The following is a 24076-nucleotide window of genomic DNA, read 5'->3' as shown; positions in this document are numbered from 1 at the left end:
AACGCGGTGTTTGTGCGCCTGAAATGGCGAACAGCACCGTGAAAGGAGCATAAAATGGGTAAGGTTACTGGTTTTCTTGAGATCGACCGGCAGGTAGCAAAGTACCAGCCTGCATCAGATCGCATTCGCCACTTCCGCGAATTCACGCTGCCGATGACGGATGGTGAAGTGCAGAAGCAGGCGGCACGTTGCATGGATTGCGGTATTCCGTTCTGCCACGGTGATACTGGTTGTCCGGTGAACAATCAGATCCCGGACTGGAACGACCTCGTCTATAACAACAACTGGGATCAGGCGATCCGCAACCTGCATCTGACCAACAATTTCCCGGAGTTTACGGGTCGTGTTTGTCCGGCGCCTTGCGAGGAAGCCTGCACGTTGAACCTCGAAGATGCGCCAGTTGCAATCAAGACGGTTGAACAGGCACTGGGTGATAAGGCCTATGAGTTAGGTTATATTGTTCCGCAGCCATCGGCACAGAAAACCGGCAAGTCGGTCGCGATCATTGGTTCTGGCCCGGCAGGTCTTGCTGCCGCACAGCAGCTGGCACGCGCTGGTCACATGGTCGATGTCTATGAACGCGAAAGTCGTCCCGGCGGTCTGCTGCGTTATGGTATCCCTGACTTCAAAATGGAAAAGCACCTGATCGACCGTCGCGTCACGCAGATGGAAGGTGAGGGCGTTCGCTTCCTTTGCGGCGTCAATATTGGTGTCGATAAGCCGCTGCGCGGTTTGCTCGATACCTATGATGCTGTGCTTTATTCGGGCGGTTCTGAAAAGCCGCGTCCAGCCGGTATTCCGGGTGCAGACCTTGAAGGCGTGCATGATGCCATGCCTTACCTCGTTCAGCAGAACCGTCGTGTTGGCCGCGAAAACATTGAATCAGTTGCATGGCACGAAGCGCCAATCCTTGCCGGTGGCAAGCACATCGTCGTTGTCGGCGGTGGTGATACGGCGTCTGACTGCGTCGGCACGGCTTTCCGTCAGGGCGCTGTCAATGTCACGCAGCTTGATATTCGCCCACAGCCGCCAGAGCGTGAAGACAAGCTCAGCGTCTGGCCTTATTGGGCTACCAAGATGCGCACGTCTTCCAGTCAGGCGGAAGGAGCTAATCGCGAGTTTCAGGTGGCAACGCTTGAGTTTATCGGCGAAGACGGCAAGCTCACGCATGTGAAGTGCTGTCAGGTTGATGACCAGCGCAAGCCGATTGCTGGCTCCGAGTTCTTCATCAAGGCTGATCTGGCTTTCATCGCAATTGGCTTCTTTGGCCCTGCCGAAAACTCTGTGCTCAAGGAAATGAGTGATAAGCTCGAGATCGCAACGGATCGTCGCGGTGGAACGTCTGTGAAGGCCAACCAGCGTGATTACCGCACCAGTGTCGATAAGCTCTATGCTGCAGGTGACGTGCGTCGCGGTCAGTCGCTGGTTGTCTGGGCCATTCGTGAAGGCCGTCAGGCAGCCCATGCAATCGACGCTGATCTGATGGGATCGTCGGTATTGCCACGTTAGAGCTGTGTTATTTCGGCTCTGGCGATCTGCAAATGGCGTGTTTTTCGCTTCCGGTGCTCACGTACCTGTAAGTACGCTGCGCGCCGGTTCTCAAACCCGACCATTTTCAATGCGCCAGCCTCCGAAATCTCAACAGCTCTAAGGCCTAAAGAATTAAAAAGCCCGGCTCTGAGCCGGGCTTTTTGCTTTTATGTTAGCTCTGCTGACGCTTTTTGCGAATTGCCAGATAGACAACACCCAAGAACACAAACCAGATCGGTGTTACTTTTAGCGCCGCTGCTGTGTCCTGTTCCTGTGCCAGCGCCCAGAGGATGAAGGCAAAGAAGGCAAAGACCATTGCGACAGAAGCGCGGCCACCGGGAAGCTTGAAGGTCGATTTTTCATGCAGGTCAGGACGCTTGCGGCGATACTGAATGTAAGACGCAAGAATGATCGACCAGATGAAAATGAACAGAAGTGCCGAAATCGTCGTGACGAGTGTGAACACTTCAATAATGCTATCGCCTGCATAAAGCAGAACAACGCCTGCAAGCAGGAAGATGCAGGAGAAGAACAGCGCATTCACCGGCACTTTACGGCTGTTCAGCTTGCCTAGTGTCTGCGGTGCGAGGCGCGAGGTGGCCAGACCATAGATCATGCGCGAGGTCGAGTAGATGCCGGAATTGGCGCTCGATGTTGCAGAGGTCAGCACGACGAAGTTGACGACGTGTGCCGCAATACCAAGGCCCGCCAGCGAGAACATGGCAACGAATGGGCTTGAGCCCGGATCAACCTGATCCCACGGAATAACCGTGATGATGACGAACAGTGCACCCACATAGAAAAGAACAACGCGGATCGGGATCGAATTGATCGCCTTTGGCAGGTTGCGGGTCGGGTTTTCTGTTTCGGCAGCAGCTGTGCCAACAAGCTCAATGCCGACAAATGCGAAAACTGCGATCTGGAAGCCTGCCACAAAGCCGAAGAAGCCGTTCGGGAAGAACCCGCCATTCGCCCAGAGATGTGTGATCGAAGCTTGCGTGCCGTTTGGCAGAGCAAAGCCGGTAATCAGCATGTAAGCGCCAGCAAGAATAAGAGCTACGATTGCTATGATTTTGATGAGCGCAAACCAGAATTCAATTTCGCCAAAATTGCGAACATTCGGCAGGTTCAATACAAGCAAAACGCCAATCAGTCCGAGCGCAGGTATCCACAATGCCAGATCTGGATACCAGAACGAAATATAGCCTGAAACGGCCACAACGTCGGCAATGCCGGTTACAATCCAGCAGAGCCAATAGGTCCAGCCGGTGAAGAATTGTGCCCACGGTCCGAGATAGTCGCCTGCGAAATCAGCGAATGAACGATATTCGAGATTGGAGAGCAGAATTTCACCCAGCGCACGCATGACGAAGAACAGCATGAAGCCGATGATCGCATAGACTAGCAGAATGGATGGCCCAGCGAGCGAGATGGTCTTGCCCGAACCCATGAAAAGGCCCGTGCCAATCGCGCCGCCAATGGCGATCAGCTGGAGATGTCGATTGGTGAGATTGCGTGCAAGATGGGGTTCCTCCTCCCGGTTGTTTTCAACGGGAGGCTTCGATGCGATGTTCATTCATATGCCTCTTATTCAATGCAGACGCGTGCGCGAAATGTCCTTTTGGACTGCGCGACCTTCTGATAGACGAGGAAATATCAAATGTGAACTACGAGATAATTAGCATTTAGGCGAAGAAATGCCGCGTATTTCACGGCATTATAGCGTGATTTATAAAATCATATTTGCAAATAGTATTATTATTCAGGGATTTACGCTTTTCTGCGGCCACGAAAAGTCATCAGCACGGCCCGATGAAGCGCCGTTGCTTTTGTTGGGCGTTTGATTGTTTTTCGCCTTCGGCGCGATTACGCCGCCAAGCAAAACACCGCTATTATCCCGATCAACGTCGCGCAGACTAACCGGAGCAATACGATCTACTGGTTTTTCCGGGTCATTTGTCTGAGCGGTTGGCAGCAATTGCTCATTTTCTTTGCTGCCGCCGAAGAGTGCTTTCAGCGGCTTCTCCGCATAGAATGCGAGTTTGCGTTTACCGGCTGTCGTCGTGTTGATACCGTCATTGCCGCGCAAACGTGCCGTCTGACCATTAATGTCAAAGCCTGTCTGGCTGAAATTCCCTTCTTCATCGACAAACCCATCCCATACATCGACGAACTTTGCTCCCGCTTTTTCGGATGTCGTGCGATAGATTTCATTGAGTGCCAGCATATCCTGCGACATGCCGCGAGGGCGGAATGGTGGTTGACCGACCCATATCAACGGATAATTCTTATCGGTAATTTCTTTCAAGAATTTTGAAACGCGGCTTTGATATTCCGCCGTCCATTCTGGCGATCGTGCTGCGAGGCTCTGTCCTTTAATGGTAATCGCCTGCCGGTCGTTTGAGCCAATCATGACGACGACAGCAGCTGGCTTTTCTTCATCGAGAATCTTGCTGATGTTTGCAGGCCAGTCGAAGTGATCGTCACGGACAAAGCCGGAGGAGCCATTGATGCGGCTGACGATCCGTAGGTCAGTATCGGCGGCAAAGGCAACATCGAGCCCTTCCGCTAAGCCGTTGCCGATAAAATCACCGACCACGAGAATTTTTTTGGCGTCTGGCTTTTTCTCAACAAGGTTGATTTCAGGTTGTGGTGGCGTAGCCGGAGCGGCACGAGCTGCGGGCGTTACAGCTTTCGGTGCACGTTTTGGCTTTGCAGGGCGTGCGCGTTGGGGCTTGGGCTGTTCATATTGAGGCTGTGGTTGCGTCTGCTTTGGCCCAAACAGCATATCAAAAATTGTGCGTGGCCGGTTCTGTGCAGATGCGGAAGATAAGGCGGCCAGTATCATTGCAAAGGCAACCAGCATAGTCATCAGAACGCCGCTGATAGGTTGTTTGAAACGTTCTGTCTGCATTGGTTTTACTCTCCTGCGCCCAGAATAGTAGCGTCCTTTGCTGAAAAGAAAAAGGAGCGCACAACAATGCGCGCTCCAGCTTTATTCATATTACTTCTAACGGCGACGAAGAACCGTCAGCACTTCTTTGCTTGGATGCCCATCTTGCTGCAAGCCGTTGCGCTGTTGGAACGCTTCAATTGCTTTGCGCGATGTAGAGCCGATTTTGCCGTCAATTTTGCCGTCATAATAGCCGAGTGCTTTAAGATGCGACTGCAACTCTTCACGCTCATTCATTGTGATCGGAGTGAATGGACGGTTCCAATCCTGACGCAGCCCCTGATAGCCGCCGATGCGATCTGCAAGCAATCCGACTGCGAGAGCGTATTTATCAGCATTGTTGTAGCGCTTGATCATGAAGAAATTCTTGGCCATCAAGAATGCTGGACCTTCACGACCATCCATCACTTTCAAGGTTACTTTTTCATTGGCATCCGGGAATGGACGGCCATTGGCCCGAACCACACCAAGCTTCTGCCATTCGGAGGCTGAAAGCGAGCCGGATGGGAATTTACGCCCTGCTGGAAGCACGACTTCATAGCCCCATGTGCGACCTGGCTGCCAGCCATTGCGATGCAGAAGGTTTGCGGCGGTGCCAAGAGCATCGGGAACCGAATTCCAGATGTCGCGCTTGCCATTGCCGTCCATGTCGACCGCATAGGCCTGATAGCTTGTTGGGATGAACTGGGTATGACCCATTGCACCCGCCCATGAACCGGTCAGATGTCCGCGGTCGATGTCGCCAGTCTGAAGAATTTTCATTGCAGCAATCAACTGTGTGCGGCCAAATTTGGCGCGGCGTTGATCGGCATAGGCGAGGGTTGCAAGCGAGCGGATCGTGTCCATCATGACATCGTCACGCTTGAGAATCTCGCCGTAATTGCTTTCCATCGACCAGATGGCAAGCAAGATATTGCGATCAACCGAGAAACGTTGTTCGATGCGCTGGAGCCATGGCCCCCATTTTTTCGCCATGCTCTGGCCGATGGCCACGGAATGCTCATTCACGCGGTTGTCGATGTAACTCCAAACGGGTTCGTTAAACTCTGGCTGAAGGTTTGCTTTGCGCAAAACTTCAGGATCAGGCGAATTAACACCTTTAAAAGCCCGGTCGAAAGTCGATGGCGATACGCCATTTTGAATGGCTGTTGTACGGAAACTGGATACCCATTTTCTAAAATTGGCATCGGCAAAAGCGGCGCCGGTAGACAGGCCAGATGCGAGTATGGCTACCGCAACGGTCGCTGTAATCTTGGCGCGCATTCCTCGTCCCAGAGTGAATGGAAATCGCAGCATTCTGTGTTTCCCTTCTGCAATCATGTTCTGCCGCTTCAAACGGCGAGTTGCCTTTCATGCCGATCCTCGTTCAGCTAGATTGCATTAAGTCATTAATACGATCCAGTGTTGAATTTAGGGCCGGCCCTTATGATGCATCAAATTACAGGCTTCAGGTTAGCATTTGGTTTACCATGGTGCGACGAGCCAGAAAATTGCTAAAAATTTTGTGGTTTTCTTGAATCAAGTAACATTAAGGAAAAGTCACTTAATGTGATGGGCTAAAAGCAGATTTTCGCTATTCTTTAATTAAAACGCCCTAATTGAAATGCAGTGGTTTCAATGCTTTGATAGCACAACGTTGTTTTTAACACATCGAGGAGACGAATGAGTTCGATCCGCAAAATCCGTAAGGCAGTTTTCCCGGTCGCCGGTCTTGGCACGCGCTTTCTTCCAGCGACAAAGTCCATCCCCAAGGAAATGCTTACCGTTGTCGACAAGCCCGTCATCCAGTATGTGGTGGACGAGGCCCGCGAGGCCGGTATCGAACATCTGATTTTCGTCACCGGACGCAACAAGGCTGTTATCGAAGATTACTTCGACGCGCAGGTTGAGCTTTATTCAACACTTGCCGAACGCGGCAAAAAGGCTGAGCTTGAGCATTTGCAGGAATTGCAGCCGCAGCCAGGTACCACAAGCTTCACCCGTCAGCAGGTTCCACTTGGCCTTGGCCATGCGGTCTGGTGCGCGCGTGAATTGGTTGGCGATGAGCCTTTTGCACTGCTTCTGCCAGATATGGTCATGCAGTCGAAGAAGGGCTGTCTCAAGGAAATGGTCGAGCTTTATGAGCAGACCGGCGGCAATGTGATTGCCGTGCAGGAATGTGATCCTGAAGAGGCCCATAAATATGGCATCGTCGGCAAGGGCAATGCGATCGGCAACGGTTTTGAGATCAACCAGATGGTTGAAAAGCCAGCCAAGGGCACTGCACCTTCCAATCTCTATATCAATGGTCGCTATATTCTTCAGCCGGAAATCTTCGAACTGCTGAGCAAGCAGGAGAAGGGTGCAGGCAATGAAATTCAGTTGACCGACGCCATGCTCAAGCTGGCCGATCAGCAGAAATTCTATGGCTTTGATTATCATGGCCGGACGTTCGACTGTGGTTCGAAGTCAGGCTTTATCGAAGCAAACGTAGCTTTTGCGCTGTGGCGCAAGGACATCCGTCCAACGGTTGAAGTCTCGATCGCTGAATTGCTGAAGACGATCAAGTCCGCTTAAGCTTGACAGCATAAACGACCAAAGACCCGCTTTCAGCAATGAAGGCGGTTTTTTTGTATGTGGTTCAAATGCTTTAACGCTGTACCTTCATGCCAACGTAAATGCTGTTGGCGTGGTACTCGCGATAAGAAATCTGGCTGGTTTGAAACTCATGCCTTAGCCGTGCATCAATGCCGACAAAGCGATTGATCCAGTATGTCGCGCCAATCTGTGCGCCGATGGTGTAATCCGTGCCAGTGCCGTCTTTGCTGTCGCGGACATTGAGATCCAGCTTACCGTTTAGGCTCAGATCAGAGCGTACACGTCGCGTGACCTCAAGGCTTGCAAAATGCAGCAGCGCGCCTGCAACGCCCGGCGTTGTCGAGGTATCCACCATCGTGCGTGCATAAAGCTGCACGTCGGTTCCACGCAATGGCGACCAGTTGATGGCTGCTGCAAGCGATGGGCCGCTGATATCGGCGAGGCGGGAATCGTCGCTGTTGGCGCGCATGTAGCCCGCTGATAATTCTCCATTGAATTTTTCACCGCGATCAAACATCAGACCGGCGCGCAAAGCATATTGTGAGCCACTGCGCTCATAGCCGTTACTGTCTACCCGTTCATCGAACATGCGTTTGCCGAGTTCTGCCTCGATGAAAGGCTTCAGCGCGGGTGAAATCGTGAAACCACCGCGAAGGGTTATGCTGGCATAGGTGTTGTCACGGTCTTTCTGGCTGACAATCCCACCAGACGAAAGTTCTGCATCGCCGTAGCTGTCATGCTCGATGCGGCCTGTGGCGCGCCCAAACACCAGTCCTGTGTCACGTTCGATGCCAAGGCTGCCGTTAATCGTATGGACAAGCGGGCGCTTCAAGGCATCCGTCACACCGTTGGGGCTTGATGCGCTTTCGCGGCGCAGCTTATAGCCCGCGCCCGCATTCACCGTTGTTTGGTCGCTCAAATCAAACCGTAGATTGCCCTGAACTTCGACGCGTGGTTCTGACACATCCTGCCCGGAGATCGATTTGCTCAGTGTGCCGGAGGCGTCAAGCGTTGCCTGATGGCGCGCCCAATCGGATTCTGCCTTAAGCCGAAGTGTGGTTTCAGACAGAACCGCGCTCGAACCAGTTGAACTGTTATCGCCGTTGGTGGTGGCGCGAATGCCCTGTTCAAGTGATGGGCGCAGGACGAAGTTGCCTGTGCGAATGCCAAGCGGTGCAAAAGGATCGGCCTCTTGTGTTATACGGCGACCTTGTTCAGCAATAGCAGGTAAGTTTTCACGACGAGCACGACCTGTTGAATCTTGTTCTTCGATTGTTACTGCACCGACTGGCATATTATCGGTCGTCAGGAAGCGTCGCGGTTCTTCATCATTAACGGGTGCAACCTGTACCGTCTCAGCAGGCTGTGGCTCGCTTGGGGGTGTATAGGAATCGTCTGCAAATTCGTCCGTAACAGGTGCATTCGGATCAAATGCATCGGCATCGCGATTTGTGGTCTGATCTGTCGATGTTACGGGCAGCGTATCATCATCAAGCGTGCCGCGCAGCCTAACTTCCTGCGAAAAGGCGGCAGAGCCAGAGATTGCCAAAGCACAACTTGCCAGCAACAGGCATCGCAGCCTGAGGGCAAATGGCGGTGATCCGCCAGGTGTGGATTTGGCAAAAAGCATATTGTGTTCAAACCGTTGCAACGTGGTAGATGAACGGTAAACAGACATGGTTAATTCTTTATTTATTTTTAGCGTTTTGAGGCGTTGATTGTGCGGCAACAAATGCTTGGACAATATGCCTTTAAGGCGCTAACCCTTGCGGCATGACAAAGCTCGACACGACACATGAAGCGGCCTCTGCGACGGATTCAATCGCTTCGGCTCTGCGCACCATCCAGACCGAAAACGCTGGTCTTTTGGCGCTCGAAGACGCGCTGAACAACGGCCTTGCTGCACCCTTTGCGGAAGCAGTCAGGACGGTTGTTGGCTCTAAAGGCCGTCTGGTTGTCACCGGCGTTGGTAAAAGCGGGCATATTGGTGCCAAGCTTGCAGCAACATTCGCTTCCACTGGCACCTCGGCTTTCTTCGTGCATTCGGCGGAAGCCAATCATGGCGACCTTGGCATGATCAGCACGGATGACGTTATTCTCGCCATTTCATGGTCGGGCGAAACGGCGGAACTCAAGGGCATCGTCAATTATTCGCAGCGCTTCCGCATTCCGCTGATCGCAATTACTGCTGGCGAAGAATCTGCTCTTGGACGTGCGGCGAATGTCGCGTTGCTGCTGCCAAAGGTGCAGGAAGCTTGTCCGCATGGCCTCGCACCAACAACATCAACACTGATGCAGTTGGCGATTGGCGATGCGCTTGCAATCGCGCTTCTCGAAGCGCGTGGTTTCAGCCCAACAGATTTTAAAACCTTCCATCCTGGCGGTTCGCTCGGCGCGAGCCTCGTCCATGTTCGCGAGATCATGCATAAGGGGGACCGTCTGCCGCTGGTCGCTGTTGGTACGAAGATGCCTGAGGCCATGAAGGTGCAGGCGCAGAAGAGTTTCGGTTGCGTCATCGTTGTGGAACAGGATGGTCAGCTGGCAGGTATTATCACTGACGGTGATATTTCACGCAATCTGGCTCGCAATCTCTCCGAGCTTGCGGTCGATGATATTATGACCCGAAAGCCTAAAACGGTTGAGCAGAATTTGTTGGCGAGTGCAGCGCTTAGTCTGATCAACGAGAAGCATATCGGCGCGTTGATTGTTGCTGAAAACAATCGCCCGATTGGTTTGGTTCACTTCCACGATCTGCTGCGGATTGGCGTTGCTTAATTTAGAGCGCATCCCGAAAAGTGTGAAACGGTTTTCGGACTAAGATGCGCGTCTAAGGAAAGCGGCTGTTTAAACAGCCACTTCCATTTCAAGCGTAATCGCATCAAATGAGACAATATGCACTTCGGTCCCAGCTGGTAGGTCCGGGCCTTTGATGCGCCAAGTCGTGTCGTTGATCCGGATGCGGCCGCGACCATTGACGATTGGTTCTGCGAGCGTTGCACGCTGGCCAACAAGCTGGTCACCACGACGATTGAGCAAAGGCTCATCCTGACGATCGCTGGAGCCGAAAACGCGTCGGCCCGCTAGCACGAAGATCACTGAAAGCACCAGAAACAAGACAATTTGCAATTGCCAGCCGAAACCTGCAAGTGAGCCAAGCAGGAAGGAAATGCCGCCCGTCACAAGAGCAGCAAGTCCAAACCAGATTAGGAAAATGCCGGGCGCCATAATTTCCAAAATGAGCAAGACGAGGCCAAGAACGAACCAGCCCCAAAGCCCAAGTTGTGACAGGAAATGAATAATCATGGCACCGTTCCTGTTTTAGCTGCGAGTGGTTGGAACGCTGCGCGAGCGGGGTGCAGGCGTAGTTGGCGTCGGGTCAACAGTGTGACCGCTATCACCAAACACTTCCTTGGCAATCGCGCCAATGCCAGCCAGCGAGCCGATTAACGAGCTTGCTTCAAGCGGCATCAAGACCACTTTCTGGTTCTTGGCACTCGCGATATTACCAAGAGCTTCGGTGTATTTCTGGGCAACGAAGTAGTTAAGCGCCTGAACGTTTCCGCTGGAGACAGCGTCGGAAACGAGAGTCGTTGCCCGGGCTTCAGCTTCCGCAAGACGTTCGCGCGCTTCAGCTTCGCGCTTCGCAGCTTCAAGCTTACCTTCAGCTTCCAGAATTTGTGACTGCTTCTGGCCTTCCGCACGCAAAATCTGCGCATTGCGGTCGCCTTCAGCTTCCAAAACCTGTGCGCGTTTATCGCGTTCCGCCTTCATTTGGCGAGCCATCGAGGTGACGATGTCGGCAGGCGGATTGATGTCCTTGATTTCCACGCGGGTCATTTTCAGACCCCATGGATGGGCCGCTTCATCAACAATACGCAGCAGACGATCATTGATCGCATCGCGGTTGGAAAGCAGTTCGTCCAGATCCATCGAACCCATAACAGAACGGATATTTGTCATGGTGAGATTGAGGATTGCATATTGCAGGTTGGAGACCTGATAGGCGGATTGTGCTGCGTTCAACACCTGATAGAACGCGACGCCATCAACGCCAACAATCGCATTATCACGGGTGATAACTTCCTGCGTCGGAACGTCGAGCACCTGTTCCATCATATTGAGGCGTGCGCCGATCCGGTCGAAAAATGGCACAATGAGATTGAGGCCCGGCATCAGAGTACGGGTGTAGCGACCAAAACGCTCGACTGTATAGTTGTAGCCCTGTGGCACAGTCTTGATGCCAGCAAAAAGCGTAATAAGAACGAGTGCAGCTAAAATCAGCAGCGTAATGTCAAAACCAGTCATTATCCAAACCCTCTAAATTAAACCCAACCCTGCAACTCGCGACGGACGAGAGTCTCGATGACTTTCATGCCTTCTTCGCTATCGTTGAGGCACGGTATATGGCTGAAGTTTACGCCACCAGCCTCGTGAAACTCTTCTGCCGCTTCGTGGCCGATTTCATCAACCGTTTCCAGACAATCCACCACAAAGCCGGGATTGAGCACTGCAACGGATTTTACGCCTTGCTTCGCCAGTTCCACAAGGGTTTCGTCGGTATAAGGCTGGAGCCACTCTTCCGGTCCGAAACGCGACTGGAATGTCGAGCGGAATTGTTTGTCATCCATGCCGAGACGTACGCGCAAAAGCCGTGATGTTTCAAGACATTGCGAACGATACGGGTCGCCTTTGTCGGAATAGCTTTTTGGAATTCCGTGATAGGAGGCAAGGATGACTTCTGGCTTGAAATCAAGCGTTGCCAGATGCTTCTCAATCGACTGTGCAAGCGCCTCAATATAGACAGGTTCGACCTCATAGGATGGGATCGTTCGCACGGCTGGCATGAAACGCTTTTTCATCAGCACTTCAAAGAACTTATCGTTCACTGTCGCAGTCGTGGTTGCCGAATATTGCGGATAGAGCGGGAACATGACGATGCGTTCGCAGCCCTGTTTCAACAAACGATCTGTCACGTCTTCAATCGAAGGCTGTCCATAGCGCATAGCCCAATCAACGATGACGTTCGGCTCGTCTTTCAGGACGACTGCAAGCTTTTCACCCTGAGCGCGGGTATAGGTGCGCAGAGGAGATTCGTTTTTCTCGTGGTTCCAGATGCGATCGTAGAGCTTGCCTGAGCGCTTTGGGCGGACAGTCAGTACGATGCCGTAAAGGATCGGATACCAGAAAAGGCGCGACCATTCGATAACGCGACGGTCGGAGAGGAACTCGGCGAGATAGCGCCGCATTGGAACATAGCTCGTACCATCTGGCGTTCCGAGATTGACCAGCAACACACCAACTTTTGGCTGTTTGACAGCATGGTTGGCTGGCGTGGCGATTACTTTATCTGTCTCACTCATTTTCCGACTCCTGCTTTGCCGGAAAACTAGAGAAAAAAAGGTAAATTACAATCCTAACAATGGCAAAGGCCGTTGAATTGTCAGTTATTTGGGATAAAAACGCATGAAAAAACGGCACACGCATAAAGCGTATGCCGTTAAACTATAATGCAGATAGATTTTATGCGCGGCGCGTCAGCGAGAAACGCGAGCCTGCCGATGACGTGCAGTTAAGCTGGTTCTGCGAAACGAGTGCGCAATTCACGCGCGACGATGTTCCGCGCACGATTGAACGCATGTCGATCTCAACGAGCTGTGGCGACTGGTAACGATAGTTGCCTTCTGCCAGCTTTTCATTGGTGTCGGTCGAGCGCGTTTCGAAGATGCCACCATTGAACGACGAGACGATGCCGTTCGGATCAACCCAGGAACCGTCGATACCCGATGGTGCGCGATTGACGACAGGGACATTGCCACCACCGCCGGGGCCGGTTGCCACACAACCTGCAAGCGCGAGCGATACGATTGCCGTAGAGCCGATGATGCGGAAGCGTTTCATGTCCATTTTCTCCGTAAGAGTGTTTCTCGTGTGATGTATGGAAATTTACACGAATACAAGCCCTGTTGAAGACTATTGTGAGATTGTTGCTCAAGTGCCGCAATGGTCATTGCCCGGCAGAGGCAGGGCAATGACGTGCAATTTAACGCACCAGAATGTTGCGGAACTGCCATGGGTCTTTGGTGTCGAGGTCTTCTTCGAAGAGGACGCCACGGCCTTCCAGCGGGTTCCAGTCGGTGTAATAGCCTTTGACCGGTCCCAAATATGGCAGCTGTACTTCAAGGCAGCGGCGATAGTCCATTTCGTCGGTTTCGACGATGCCGCTTTCAGGATTTTCCAATGCCCAGACCATGCCTGCCAGCACCGAGGAAGACACCTGCAAGCCTGTTGCGTTCTGATAAGGTGCGAGTTTGCGGGCTTCTTCGACGCTCAGCTGCGAGCCATACCAATAGGCATTTTTGTCGTGACCATAGAGCAAGACGCCCAGCTCATCCGAACCGTCGAGAATTTCGTCTTCTTCGAGAACATGCTGGACCGTCTGTGCACGTCCACTGCCGCCAAACATTTCATCAAGCGAGAGAATGGCGACATTACTCGGATGATAGGCATAGTTACAGGTCGGGCGATATTCGAGTTTGCCCTTCTTGCTGCGCACAGTGAAAAAGTCGGCAATCGAAATTGCTTCATTGTGGGTTACAAGCAGGCCATATTGTGCGCCGTGGGTCGGGCACCATGTGCGAATGCGCGTGTTGCCGCCGGGCTGTTCAAGGAAGATCGCAGCCTTGCTGCCCTTTTTCTGTTTGCGAGCATTCTTCGGTTTCCAGTTTTCGTGGGTGCCCCAGCCGAGCTCGGCAGGCTGCAAGCCTTCAGAAATGAACCCTTCGACCGACCATGTGTTCCAGAATGTATCAAATGGCTTTGGTTCTTTTGCGCGCTGTGTGTCGCGTTCGGCAATGTGAACACCTTTCACGCCGACCTTTTTCATGAGCTTCGCCCAACCCTGACGGTCATCAGTGGCCGGCTCTTCAAATTCCAATTTGAGTTCGGTGGCGAGGTCAATCAGCGCCTTTTTAACAAACCACGACACCATGCCAGGATTTGCGCCGCAGCAGGAAACAGCGGTAGGGCCGCCCGGATGTTTTTTCTTTTCAGCACGCACCGTTTCGCGCAGTGCATAATTGGTGCGAGCGGCATTGTCGGCTTTTTCATCAAAATAGAAGCCAAGCCATGGCTCGACAACCGTATCGATATAGAGCGCGCCTTCTTCACGGCTGTAACGCATCAAGTCGAGCGAACCAGTGTCGACGGACAGATTGACGATGAACGGTTGGCCTTCGCCTTCCTTGATCAGAGGCCCAAGAACTTTCTTGTAATTGTCCTTGGTGATCGCTTCCTTGATGAAGCGGATGCCCTTGTCATCCAGTATTTTGCGGTTCTTCTCAGATGGATCAATGACGACCAGACGGGACTTGTCGAATTTGAAATGGCGTTCGATCAGTGGCAGGGTACCGCGCCCGATCGAGCCGAAGCCGATCATGATAACAGAGCCGGTAATTTCGCCATAGACTGGCCATTTCGATTTCGCCATTTTCTTTCTCTCTCCTGCCGCAAGAATGCAGCGCTTGGTACTTCCGGGATGCGGAATTACTCATTTTGCTACGATAGCACAGGTTCATAGAAAGAAAGAAACGTCACAACCCTATGACAGTAAACGTGTTTAACGAATTTATATCGTAACCAGCTGAGCGCGGATCATTCCACGCAGCGAATTGCCGACGAGAATGTTTCGCGCGCGACTAAGATCATCCAATGTCACAACGCCTTCCTGAACCACGCTATTGTTCAGAAGTTCACGCCGCAGAACACCATCGAGCAGGCCGCAGGAAAGGGCGGGGGTGACACAGGTCGTGCCGCCGATATCGAGGAAAATCGATGTGATGGTGCCTTCGCACACTTCGCCGCGTTCGTTGAGCAGAATGACTTCGTCCACCTCGGCTGACGAATATTCTTCACGGGCCGAAATATAGGCCTGACGCCGCGTAGTCTTGTGGCGCAGCAAGGCATCATCGTGCTTCAGACACGTTTCAGCCACTGCGATGCGCCAGACAGTCTGTGGCTGCAACGGCTCATAAGGAAAAGCCGCAATCTCGACGAGTCCATCCGGAGCAAGGGTCAGGCGCAGTTTGAGCGGGCTGTCCCCGGCGCTGATCTCGGTGATCTTCTTATGAACCGTTTCCATGTTGTAACGGAAGCCGAGCGCTCTTGCGGAGTTTTCCAACCGCGCCATATGAAGATCGCAACGCAGGATACCCGAAAGAGGCTCCCAGCGCATGGTCTCGATCAGCTGATAGTCTGGTTCCGCATGGCTGGTCGCTGTCCCGTCGCGAACCGTGCTTTCAGAAGACATTCCTCATACTCCGCTTGCGCTGTGGAATCGAAGACCACACCGCCCCCGACATTGAAGATTGCACGATTTTGCTCAAGAAGCGAGATCGTGCGGATGGCAACATTGAACCGCATACGCCCACCCGGCTCGATCCAGCCGAGTGAGCCGCAATAGATGTCGCGCGGGCCGGTTTCCAGCCTGCGCAGGATTTCCATTGCGCTTATTTTCGGCGCGCCGGTAATGGAACCGCATGGGAAAAGTGCCGCAAAAATTGCGCGCAGCGGCAGATTGTCTTTAAGCTTTGCACGCACGCGGCTGATCATCTGGTGAACGGTTGGATAAGTTTCGACCCGGAAAATTTCCGGCACATCCAGCGATCCGACTTCGCTGACCAGTGAAATGTCATTGCGCAGGAGATCGACAATCATGCGGTTTTCCGCCTGATTCTTAGGGTCGTTCATCAGGAACTGGCGGTTCGCCTCATCCTCAAAAGGGGTGGCACCGCGCGGCATGGTGCCCTTCATCGGATGGGTTTCGATATAGCCTTCGCCATCCACTTCAAAGAAGAGCTCCGGCGAACGCGACAGGATGATCGGGCCACCGAGATCGCAATAGGTCGCATAGCGAACAGGCTGGCGCTTTGCGAGCGTGTTGAACAGCACGAGCGGATCGCCGTCCCATTCAGCATGCACCGGAAAGGTCAGATTGCCCTGATAGCAATCGCCTTCGCGCAAATGCTGGTGAAGGCGTGCAAACTTCGGCTGGTAATCTTCAAGCGACCACTGGGCGACCGGTTCACGCAGGTAGGTGATGTTGTCATCGCTGCGCGTGTGCAAGGCTTCATCTGATGGGCCGTCGAAGACACCAAAGCATAAAAGGGGGGCTTTGCGATTTTCCGGCAGAAGCTCTTTCAGTTTGGGTTCAAGAAGATAGCCCGCCTCATAGGAGAGGTAGCCTGCAAGCCATTTGCCCGCTTCGTGGGCGCGTTGCATGGCCTTCCATGCTGCTTCGAACGTATCTGGCGTATCGGCACGGATAATCGAAGACGGAGCCGCGAATAAAACATCGCGGCCCGCCTTGTCATCCCGAAAAAGGATTTGCGGCCTATTCAAACCCTTGTGGGTCACGAATTTGCTCAGTCTTCCATGGCTTCGAGTTCGTCGATGATGCCTTCCACCACCGACAGGCCCTTGCTCCAGAAATCCGGATCAGTTGCATCGAGGCCAAATGGCGCCAGCAGTTCCTTGTGGTGCTTGGTGCCACCCGCTTTCAGCATGTCGAAATACTTCTGCTGGAAGCCTTGTTCCGAGTTCTGGTAGACGGCATAAAGCGAGTTTACCAGACAATCGCCGAAAGCATAAGCATAGACGTAGAACGGCGAATGGATGAAGTGCGGAATATAGGTCCAGAAGGTTTCGTAACCCGGATTGAGATTGACCGCATCGCCAAGGCTTTCGCGCTGCACGTCCATCCAGATTTCGCCGATACGCTCTGATGTCAGTTCGCCTTCGCGGCGCTCGGTGTGAACACGACGCTCGAACTGGTAGAAAGCGATCTGGCGCACGACCGTATTGATCATGTCCTCGGCCTTCTGAGCCAGCATGGCCTTGCGTTCGCGTTTGTTGGTGGTGCGTTCAAGCAGCGAGCGGAACGTGAGCATCTCACCAAAAACGGAAGCCGTTTCCGCCAGTGTGAGTGGCGTAGATGCCATCAGCGCACCCTGTTCGCCGGCCAGCACCTGATGCACGCCATGGCCAAGCTCGTGCGCAAGCGTCATCACATCGCGCGGCTTGCCCATATAGTTGAGCAGCACATAAGGATGGGCGGAAGGCACGGTTGGATGCGCAAAAGCACCCGGCGCCTTGCCCGGACGCACTGGCGCGTCAATCCAGTTCTTATCGAAGAATTTCTTGGCGATTTCGGCCATTTCAGGCGCGAAGTTGCCATAGGCGGAAAGCACGGTTTCGCGTGCCTCATCCCAAGAGATCAGCGCCTGCGGTGTTTCCGGCAGCGGCGCATTGCGATCCCAGTTCTCCAGCTTTTCAAGGCCGAGCCACTTGGCTTTCAACGCATAATAGCGGTGCGAAATACGCGGATAGGCTGCTTCGACGGCACTGCTAAGCGCATCGACAACTTCACGTTCAACGCGATTGGCAAGATGGCGGCTGTCGGCAATGTCCTGAAAACCACGCCAGCGGTCGGAGATTTCCTTGTCCTTGGCCAGCGTATTGGTAATCAGCGTGAAAGTGCGCAGGTTTGCGCCGAAAGTCTTGGCAAGCGCTTCCGATGCCTTTTTGCGCACAGCACCATCTGCGTCCTGCAGCATGTTGAGCGTCTGCTCGATGGCCAGTTCTTCGCCATCGATTTCAAAACGCAGGCTCGACATGGTTTCATCGAACAGGCGGTTCCAGGCGCCGTAGCCGGTGATCGACTTTTCGTGGAAAAGCTGTTCCAGCTTGTCGTCAAGCTCATATGGCTTGTCGAGGCGAAGATCTTCCAGCCATGGGCGGTAGTGAGCGATCGCCGGATTAGAGACGATAGCTTCTTCGAGTATGCCGTCATCAATACGGTTGATTTCGAGACTGAAGAAAATCAGCGGCGTGTTGGCGTCAGTCAGCTTCTGCTGTACATCACCGAACAGTTTCATGCGCTTGGGATCAGTGGTGTCGCCGTAGTAATAAAGGCCCGCGAAGGAAGCGATGCGGCCCATAAGTTCGCTTAAAGCTTCATATTCTTTCACCGCATCGGCAAAATTTCCGCCATTGGTCTTGGCAGCTTCTTCTCCGAGTTTGCCCTTCCAGCGGGTTTCAAAATCGGCTGCATCCTTTGCCGCCTTTTCGAGATCGGCTTTCAATTCAGCGCTCTCGGCAGAGGGGTAGAGGTCAGCCAGATTCCATTCTGGCAATTGTCCAAGTTTTGTCGCTTCGGTCATTGCATTCTCCTGTTGCCTTCTTCTCGCACGTCTTTTTCAAGACGCCAAGGGGGTAGCCAGCAGCTTGGATGATCGAACTATTCTGAGGATGAAACGGGCTTCGACGATAGGAGGGGTTGCGTTTAAAGGAAACGCTACTCCAAATGCACGCCTGAAATAAGACACATACTGGATATTGGGATATAGAGACGTTTAAACCATCGGTAGATAGTTGTTCATGAGTACGCGTATTCTTATAGTTGATGATGATCCGATACAGTGCAGAGGCCTTGAGGCGGCTGTTCTGCGTATGGGCTATCGCACTATTCTCGCAGATGGCGGCATCAATGCCCTTAACATTATCGGAAGCCGTAAGGACGTATCGCTTATCCTTCTTGACCTCAGTCTGCCGGATTTGGACGGATATGCCGTTCTCACGAAGCTCCGTGAATCGGGTATCAGTATCCCGGTGATCGCGCTCGTTCTCGATACTGAGATTGAGAACGCAATGCATGCCATTCGGCTTGGCGCGATTGATTTCATCGTCAAACCTGCGCCTTTTGAGCGGGTGCAGGTTTCTATTGCAAATGTGTTTAAGCTGGATTCGTTGACGCATGAAATAAAGCGTACCCGCGTTTCTCAAAAAAGTGACATTTCACTCTCGGAAATGTCATCCAAAAGTTCGGAAATGGAAAAAGTCGTTTCCTTGGCACGGCGCGCTGCATCACTCGACACTCCTGTGTTGATCGAAGGCGAAGTTGGCACCGGTAAAGAAACGCTTGCACGTGCAATTGTTAGCGGTGGTAACCGTTGGCAAGGGGCGTTTGTCGCAGTCGACTGTCGATCTTTAATAAGAGAAAGTGCGGATGAAATCCTCTTTGGACAGTCTGCTGATCATGATTTTTTAAAGTCTGACAGTGTGCCGGATAAGGTCGCGGGAAAAGTAGCAGAAGCAGAAGGCGGCAGCCTGTTTTTCGATCAGATCAGCGCGTTGCCCCCTCGCACGCAGCAGCGCCTGTTTGCTTTTATCAAAGCAAGTCAGTCTATCTCGGTTGGAGAAAAAGGCTCGCTTTTCAGTGATGTGCGTCTGATTGCTTCCGACAGTCATTCTTTGGCTGAATTGGTCCAGCTTGGGCAGTTTCATCCCGGTTTGTATCACTTTTTTGCATCGTTTTCGATAACGATGCCTCATCTGCGCGATCGTTCAGTAGATATACCAGTTTTGGCGCATCAGTTTCTAATGCGCTTTGCCAGTGAGGAGCGGCGCGGCCACATTGCAGGTATTACGCCTTATGCATTGGAGTGTCTCAAATCTTATGATTGGCCCGGAAATGTGCGCGAATTAAAAAACGCAATTTATCAGGCAGTGATTCTGAGCAATGAAACGGCTCTCACGGCACGAGATTTTCGTCATATTGGGTTCGATGCGATTATGCCGGCCTCAAAATCGTCGCCCGAGAACAGAATATCTCCACTTGCGGCAGTAGTTTCGCATAATAATGGGGCGGCTATCAGCAGTATCGATTTTGAAGGGCAGGTTCGAACGCTTGCAGCAGCGGAAGAGCAAATGATCCGCATTGCAATCGCACATTATGACGGGCAAATCAGTGAGGTTGCGCGCCGTCTGGGTATTGGCAGAACGACTCTTTATCGGAAATTGAAGGAATACGGCGTTGATGTGGCGACTATTTCCCACAAGGCGCAAGATGATGCTTTAGATGTCGATACTCATATTACTCGACGTACTTCGCGTGGATAATGCCTGTTAAGGCCATAGAAAATATTGACTTTTTGATTGCTCCTGTCTGTGTTGCCAGAATGTTAGCATCAATGAAGATTGTTAATAGTTTTTTTACTATGTTGAAAATAGATGCGTGACTGTGGCTTTTTTGCCATGGTGTTTCCTCATTTGTTGTTCACTAAGTGTCCATTAACCATTAAAACCGACAATCAGGGTTCACGCATATTCGTTTCTTGGACTCTGATACGGCCCCTAGGGCGGACAACACGGTAAGGCGATATAATTCGATGAGCAGCATATCGACTATCAAAGCACGGTTGGCGAAAGTCTGGACAGGATTGTTCAATTCGGCTTCTCAGGTTCGAGCGTCTGCTTCGACAGCTTTGGTTGCAGCGGCGATTGTAACGGCACTGGCGCCTTCGCAGGCATCTGCCGAAACACGTACGCTGAAGCTCTATTATGTTCATACGGGTGAAAAGGCAGAAATCACCTTCAAAAAGAACGGCAAGTTCCTGCCGGACGGCTTGAAGAAGCTGAATGTCTTCCTGCGCGATTGGCGTCGCAACGAACCGACCCGCATGGACCCGCGTCTGTTCGATCTCGTTTGGCAGGTTTATCGCTCGACCGGATCTAGCCAGTATATCACTGTCGTTTCTGCTTATCGTTCGCCTGCGACCAACAACATGCTGCGTTCCAAGACCAGCGGTGTTGCTAAAAAGAGCCAGCATACGCTTGGCCGTGCGATGGACTTTTTCATTCCGGGTGTGCCGCTTGCGAAACTACGCGCCATTGGCATGCGCTATCAGGTCGGTGGCGTTGGCTACTATCCGCGCTCCGGTTCGCCCTTCACCCATATGGATGTGGGCAATGTTCGTTCGTGGCCACGTATGAGCCGTCGCGAACTGCTGGCACTGTTCCCAGATGGCAAAACTGCTCACCTTCCAGCTGACGGCAAGCCATTGCCGGGCTATGAGCAAGCGCTGGCAATGATCGAACGACAAAAAGCCAGTGGCGGCAATGTCATGATGGCAAGCAATTCTGCGCCAAAAAAGAGCAAGACGCTGTTTGGTGCACTGTTTGGTGGCGGTGGTGCTGATGAAGAAGAAGATAATGGTGATGTAGCGCCAGCGGCTGCTCGTCCTGCCCGTGCTGCTCCTGTTCGTCAGGCTCCAACACCTGCGGCTCCAGTCCAGACGCCACAGCCTGAAGCGATGATTGCCGCTTTGCCGGCACGTGATGCGCCAATTCCGATGCAGGCTCCGCGCCCTGAAGCAATTGTAGAGGTTCCACAGCAGGCAGAAGAAGCACCGGCCGTTGCGTTCAATGTTCCTATCCCTTCACGTAAGCCTGCTAATGCGGCGCAGGACGCTATTGCTCTCGCAGCAGCTGCGACGCCAGAGGAGGATTCTGCCCAGCAGGTTGCTGATGCTGGTACAAACGCGATGCTGACCGGTTTTGTTCCAGTCCCATCAATGCGTCCGCAGCAGGAAATAGCACCGCAATTGGCGGCGGCTGTCGTCCCCGCGATGCGTCCGCAGTCAGCGCAAGAAAATCCGCAGGATGCGATTGCGCAGATCGTTAATAATAATCCGCAGGCCGAAGCAACGGTTGCTGATGCGGGTAATGTGATTGCACAGGGCAATGCCGCGTCCTATCCGCTGCCAAAGGAGGCGCCGCGCGCCAATACGCAATTGGCAATGGTTTCCAAAAAGGATGAAATCGGCGAGCTTATCGCGCCCCCATCAGATGATTTTGAAGCACAGCAAGTTGCTGCTGCAAAACCTCAGCCTGTGAAGATTGCGCCTGTTAAGACCGCATCCGTTGCAAAGACGGCTCCAACACGTTCGCATGTTGCTGCCGTTGGACATGCTGCGAAAACTGGCGCTCGTTCAACGGGCAAGGGAGACCGTCGCATTGCTGCTTCGGCCGCGCGTCCAGCGCCAATGGTTCAGCCAGCTGTAATTCCAGCTTCTGCAGTCGCAATGTCTACAGAGTCTGTCGCTCAAACGGCACCAGCAACCAATGCTGTTCTACGTAACGATGCGATGAGATCAGCACCTGCTATGGTTTATACGGCTGGTTTCCAGCGTGGAGATTTACCAAGCGAACGCTCCAGTCAGTTCAGCGGGAATGCCGTAACCTTCCTAACCGTTGCGAAGTTTACTAAAACGAACTGATTATTTGCGGAATCAAGATAAGCAAAAGGGGCCTTGTGGCCCCTTTATTTATTTCACCGTTTAACGCTTAGGCCTTCAAGGCTGCTGCTTCCGCCGCAAGCTTAGTTATGCCGTCCCAATCGCCCGCTTCCAGCAGTTCCTTCGGTGCAACCCATGAGCCGCCGACACAGACCACATTTGGCAGCGATAGATAGGTCTTCGCATTTGCAAGGCTTACGCCGCCAGTTGGGCAGAAGGTTAGTCCTGCCAGTGGTGAGGAAAGGGCCTTGAGGAACGGCGCGCCGCCTGCCTGTTCCGCCGGGAAGAATTTGAGATGCGTGTAGCCTTCTTCACGAAGGGCAAGCATTTCGCTTGGGGTGATGGCCGCAGGCAGCAGAGGCACGTCACTATCATCGGCCGCCGCAAGAATATACTTCGTTGCGCCGGGGCTTACGATGAAGCGCGAACCAGCCTTAGCTGCTTCTTCATATTGTTTTGCATTGAGAATGGTGCCCGCTCCAACGATCGCTTCCGGCACTTCTGAGGCAACTGCACGGATTGCATCGAGTGCTGCTGGCGTGCGCAACGTTATCTCGATTGCAGGCAATCCGCCTTTGGCAAGCGCGCGTGCCAAAGGAACCGCATGTTCGGCCTTATCAATCAGCAAGACGGGAATGACGGGCTGGCCTTGCAAGACGGGAACGAGAAGATCGGTTTTCTGCGGCATGGGCTTGCTCTTCTGATGGAGGTTGAATGGCTAAAACCGATTTAAAGTGCATAGGCCTATTTGTCTACCGCGTGCATAATAGCTTGAACAGAAGTTCATTCTGAAATTTAAGATACTGTTTTTCAGAATGAACTTTAAGTGAGCTAAAGCCAGCGCGGCAATCAGATTGAACTGCTTTCCAAAGGTTCGAGATTGGCTTCGATGCGATCACGATAGGCTTCATAGCGGCTTGGCAACTTGAGTGCTTCGCCCAGATGCGCCGTGTCTTCATCGCGGTCAAAGCCGGGCTCGTTGGTTGCCACTTCAAACAGCACACCGCCCGGTGTACGGAAGTAGATCGCCCAGAAATAATCACGGTCGATCACTGGCGTAACGTGGTAGCCCGTGTCCATCAGTGCCTTGCGCACTTCAAGTTGTGCAGCCCGGTCTGGCACCGCAAAGGCGATGTGGTGGACGGAACCAGCACCCTGACGTGCAGCCTGAGCCGAAGGCAGAGCTTCAAGGTCAATCGTATCGGCACCATTGCCATTTGGCATGATGAAGCGGCTGACATTGCCTTCTGTTTCAGCGCGTTCATAACCCATGAACTTGAGCAGTTCGGCACTGGCGTCAATATCATGAAGCCGCATACGTGCGCCGCTGAAGCCACGGATAGCGACATCCTCAGACACGCCCGCGCTCATCCATGGTGCACGTTTGTCGTCTTCGATCTCAACGAGCGCAAAGCCATCGCCGTCCGGTCCCTGAAAACGCAGGCGCTCGGAGCCGAACACACGGTCAGCTTCAAGGCCGGTTACGCCTTTAGCAACAAGGCGGTCTTTCCAGAAACCGAGCGAACCCTTTGGCACAGAGAATTCCGTTTCACCAACTTCACCAACACCCGGACGACCGCGAACGATATTTGGGAATGGGAAGTAGGTCATGACCGACCCGGGGGTGCCGACTTCATCGCCATAATAAAGGTGGTAAACACTTGGCTCGTCGAAATTGACGGTCTTTTTTACACGACGCAGGCCGAGTGTGTCGGTAAAGAAGCTATTGTTCTGGCGCGCATCAGCGGCCATTGATGTGACGTGGTGAAGGCCCTTAATCTGGTTCAGCATGATATTTGCCTTTCTGCGGCATTACCGCTTTGCAATCTTGTTGAGCCGAATTTAAGAGACTTGATAGTTGATAACAATTGTCGCAATAATTGCT

Annotated in this window: 19 protein-coding genes; 5 read left to right on the top strand and 14 right to left on the bottom strand. The window is 52.8% G+C overall.

Features of this window, described 5'->3' with window-relative positions:
* The first annotated feature begins 54 nt into the window (after positions 1-54).
* Positions 55-1509, top strand: a complete 1455-nt coding sequence (locus tag J2782_RS17330) for a glutamate synthase subunit beta (protein WP_310014846.1) — start codon at positions 55-57, stop codon at positions 1507-1509.
* Positions 1510-1702: 193 nt separating this feature from the next.
* Here J2782_RS17330 and J2782_RS17325 read toward each other — a convergent pair whose 3' ends face one another.
* The 3 genes from J2782_RS17325 to J2782_RS17315 all read right to left on the bottom strand — a co-directional run bounded on the left by J2782_RS17325 (position 1703) and on the right by J2782_RS17315 (position 5779).
* Entirely contained in the window at positions 1703-3106 is a 1404-nt protein-coding gene (locus J2782_RS17325; RefSeq protein ID WP_310014845.1) for an amino acid permease, read from the bottom strand.
* Positions 3107-3292: 186 nt separating this feature from the next.
* Complete coding sequence (locus J2782_RS17320) at positions 3293-4444, bottom strand: SGNH/GDSL hydrolase family protein (protein ID WP_310014843.1); 1152 nt, start codon at positions 4442-4444, stop codon at positions 3293-3295.
* 96 nt (positions 4445-4540) lie between these two features.
* The gene (locus J2782_RS17315; protein WP_310014841.1) at positions 4541-5779 is read right to left on the bottom strand and encodes a lytic murein transglycosylase; all 1239 of its coding nucleotides are present in this window, start codon (positions 5777-5779) and stop codon (positions 4541-4543) included.
* A gap of 366 nt (positions 5780-6145) precedes the next feature.
* On the opposite strand from J2782_RS17315, the gene galU reads away from it, so the two are divergent.
* Complete coding sequence (galU, locus tag J2782_RS17310) at positions 6146-7039, top strand: UTP--glucose-1-phosphate uridylyltransferase GalU (RefSeq protein ID WP_310014839.1); 894 nt, start codon at positions 6146-6148, stop codon at positions 7037-7039.
* Positions 7040-7112: 73 nt separating this feature from the next.
* On the opposite strand, the gene J2782_RS17305 is transcribed toward galU, so the two are convergent.
* Positions 7113-8690 (bottom strand): outer membrane beta-barrel protein, encoded by a 1578-nt coding sequence (locus J2782_RS17305; protein WP_310015157.1) that lies wholly within the window; start codon positions 8688-8690, stop codon positions 7113-7115.
* Between the two features lie 143 nt (positions 8691-8833).
* Here J2782_RS17305 and J2782_RS17300 point away from each other — a divergent pair, with 143 nt between their 5' ends.
* Positions 8834-9835 carry a KpsF/GutQ family sugar-phosphate isomerase gene (locus J2782_RS17300; RefSeq protein ID WP_310014836.1) on the top strand — a complete coding sequence of 334 codons (1002 nt, stop codon included), beginning with the start codon at positions 8834-8836 and terminating at the stop codon, positions 9833-9835.
* A gap of 69 nt (positions 9836-9904) precedes the next feature.
* On the opposite strand, the gene J2782_RS17295 is transcribed toward J2782_RS17300, so the two are convergent.
* The 8 genes from J2782_RS17295 to J2782_RS17260 form a co-directional block, all read right to left on the bottom strand.
* Positions 9905-10363, bottom strand: coding sequence for an NfeD family protein (locus tag J2782_RS17295; protein ID WP_250042188.1), 459 nt, complete (start codon positions 10361-10363; stop codon positions 9905-9907).
* A gap of 15 nt (positions 10364-10378) precedes the next feature.
* Positions 10379-11365 carry an SPFH domain-containing protein gene (locus J2782_RS17290; protein ID WP_310014833.1) on the bottom strand — a complete coding sequence of 329 codons (987 nt, stop codon included), beginning with the start codon at positions 11363-11365 and terminating at the stop codon, positions 10379-10381.
* A gap of 17 nt (positions 11366-11382) precedes the next feature.
* Entirely contained in the window at positions 11383-12420 is a 1038-nt protein-coding gene (gene hemH / locus J2782_RS17285; RefSeq protein WP_310014832.1) for a ferrochelatase, read from the bottom strand.
* Positions 12421-12580: 160 nt separating this feature from the next.
* Positions 12581-12958, bottom strand: coding sequence for an outer membrane lipoprotein Omp10 (gene omp10, locus J2782_RS17280; protein ID WP_250042181.1), 378 nt, complete (start codon positions 12956-12958; stop codon positions 12581-12583).
* A 142-nt stretch (positions 12959-13100) separates the two neighbouring features.
* Positions 13101-14546 carry a homospermidine synthase gene (locus J2782_RS17275; protein WP_310014828.1) on the bottom strand — a complete coding sequence of 482 codons (1446 nt, stop codon included), beginning with the start codon at positions 14544-14546 and terminating at the stop codon, positions 13101-13103.
* Between the two features lie 138 nt (positions 14547-14684).
* Positions 14685-15365 (bottom strand): aminotransferase class IV family protein, encoded by a 681-nt coding sequence (locus J2782_RS17270; protein WP_310014827.1) that lies wholly within the window; start codon positions 15363-15365, stop codon positions 14685-14687.
* Complete coding sequence (locus J2782_RS17265) at positions 15299-16471, bottom strand: aminodeoxychorismate synthase component I (RefSeq protein ID WP_310014825.1); 1173 nt, start codon at positions 16469-16471, stop codon at positions 15299-15301. Before J2782_RS17265 ends, J2782_RS17270 begins: the two co-directional genes overlap by 67 nt.
* Positions 16472-16479: 8 nt before the next feature.
* Complete coding sequence (locus tag J2782_RS17260) at positions 16480-18276, bottom strand: M3 family oligoendopeptidase (RefSeq protein WP_310014822.1); 1797 nt, start codon at positions 18274-18276, stop codon at positions 16480-16482.
* Between the two features lie 217 nt (positions 18277-18493).
* Here J2782_RS17260 and J2782_RS17255 point away from each other — a divergent pair, with 217 nt between their 5' ends.
* Entirely contained in the window at positions 18494-20014 is a 1521-nt protein-coding gene (locus tag J2782_RS17255) for a sigma-54-dependent transcriptional regulator (RefSeq protein ID WP_310014821.1), read from the top strand.
* Positions 20015-20283: 269 nt separating this feature from the next.
* Complete coding sequence (locus tag J2782_RS17250) at positions 20284-22173, top strand: peptidoglycan L,D-endopeptidase MepK (RefSeq protein ID WP_310014819.1); 1890 nt, start codon at positions 20284-20286, stop codon at positions 22171-22173.
* 67 nt (positions 22174-22240) lie between these two features.
* Here J2782_RS17250 and J2782_RS17245 read toward each other — a convergent pair whose 3' ends face one another.
* Both J2782_RS17245 and J2782_RS17240 read right to left on the bottom strand, forming a co-directional pair.
* The gene (locus J2782_RS17245) at positions 22241-22879 is read right to left on the bottom strand and encodes a 2-dehydro-3-deoxy-phosphogluconate aldolase (RefSeq protein ID WP_310014817.1); all 639 of its coding nucleotides are present in this window, start codon (positions 22877-22879) and stop codon (positions 22241-22243) included.
* 161 nt (positions 22880-23040) lie between these two features.
* Positions 23041-23982: a VOC family protein gene (locus tag J2782_RS17240; RefSeq protein ID WP_310014815.1), complete on the bottom strand. Its 942-nt coding sequence runs from the start codon at positions 23980-23982 to the stop codon at positions 23041-23043.
* Positions 23983-24076 lie beyond the last annotated feature (94 nt).

This window comes from Brucella pseudogrignonensis, from assembly GCF_031454375.1.
GTDB classification, from domain to species: domain Bacteria; phylum Pseudomonadota; class Alphaproteobacteria; order Rhizobiales; family Rhizobiaceae; genus Brucella; species Brucella pseudogrignonensis_A.
Note: the sequence above shows the minus strand (reverse complement) of the source record. Positions and strands in the feature narration are given on the sequence as shown.

Bases quoted from the DNA above. Each gene is read 5' to 3' on its own strand.
- J2782_RS17330 (WP_310014846.1), top strand. From the start codon at position 55: ATGGGTAAGGTTACTGGTTTTCTTGAGATCGACCGGCAGGTAGCAAAG.
- J2782_RS17325 (WP_310014845.1), bottom strand. From the start codon at position 3,106: ATGAACATCGCATCGAAGCCTCCCGTTGAAAACAACCGGGAGGAGGAA.
- J2782_RS17320 (WP_310014843.1), bottom strand. From the start codon at position 4,444: ATGCAGACAGAACGTTTCAAACAACCTATCAGCGGCGTTCTGATGACT.
- J2782_RS17315 (WP_310014841.1), bottom strand. From the start codon at position 5,779: ATGCTGCGATTTCCATTCACTCTGGGACGAGGAATGCGCGCCAAGATT.
- galU (WP_310014839.1), top strand. From the start codon at position 6,146: ATGAGTTCGATCCGCAAAATCCGTAAGGCAGTTTTCCCGGTCGCCGGT.
- J2782_RS17305 (WP_310015157.1), bottom strand. From the start codon at position 8,690: ATGCTTTTTGCCAAATCCACACCTGGCGGATCACCGCCATTTGCCCTC.
- J2782_RS17300 (WP_310014836.1), top strand. From the start codon at position 8,834: ATGACAAAGCTCGACACGACACATGAAGCGGCCTCTGCGACGGATTCA.
- J2782_RS17295 (WP_250042188.1), bottom strand. From the start codon at position 10,363: ATGATTATTCATTTCCTGTCACAACTTGGGCTTTGGGGCTGGTTCGTT.
- J2782_RS17290 (WP_310014833.1), bottom strand. From the start codon at position 11,365: ATGACTGGTTTTGACATTACGCTGCTGATTTTAGCTGCACTCGTTCTT.
- hemH (WP_310014832.1), bottom strand. From the start codon at position 12,420: ATGAGTGAGACAGATAAAGTAATCGCCACGCCAGCCAACCATGCTGTC.
- omp10 (WP_250042181.1), bottom strand. From the start codon at position 12,958: ATGAAACGCTTCCGCATCATCGGCTCTACGGCAATCGTATCGCTCGCG.
- J2782_RS17275 (WP_310014828.1), bottom strand. From the start codon at position 14,546: ATGGCGAAATCGAAATGGCCAGTCTATGGCGAAATTACCGGCTCTGTT.
- J2782_RS17270 (WP_310014827.1), bottom strand. From the start codon at position 15,365: ATGTCTTCTGAAAGCACGGTTCGCGACGGGACAGCGACCAGCCATGCG.
- J2782_RS17260 (WP_310014822.1), bottom strand. From the start codon at position 18,276: ATGACCGAAGCGACAAAACTTGGACAATTGCCAGAATGGAATCTGGCT.
- J2782_RS17255 (WP_310014821.1), top strand. From the start codon at position 18,494: ATGAGTACGCGTATTCTTATAGTTGATGATGATCCGATACAGTGCAGA.
- J2782_RS17250 (WP_310014819.1), top strand. From the start codon at position 20,284: ATGAGCAGCATATCGACTATCAAAGCACGGTTGGCGAAAGTCTGGACA.
- J2782_RS17245 (WP_310014817.1), bottom strand. From the start codon at position 22,879: ATGCCGCAGAAAACCGATCTTCTCGTTCCCGTCTTGCAAGGCCAGCCC.
- J2782_RS17240 (WP_310014815.1), bottom strand. From the start codon at position 23,982: ATGCTGAACCAGATTAAGGGCCTTCACCACGTCACATCAATGGCCGCT.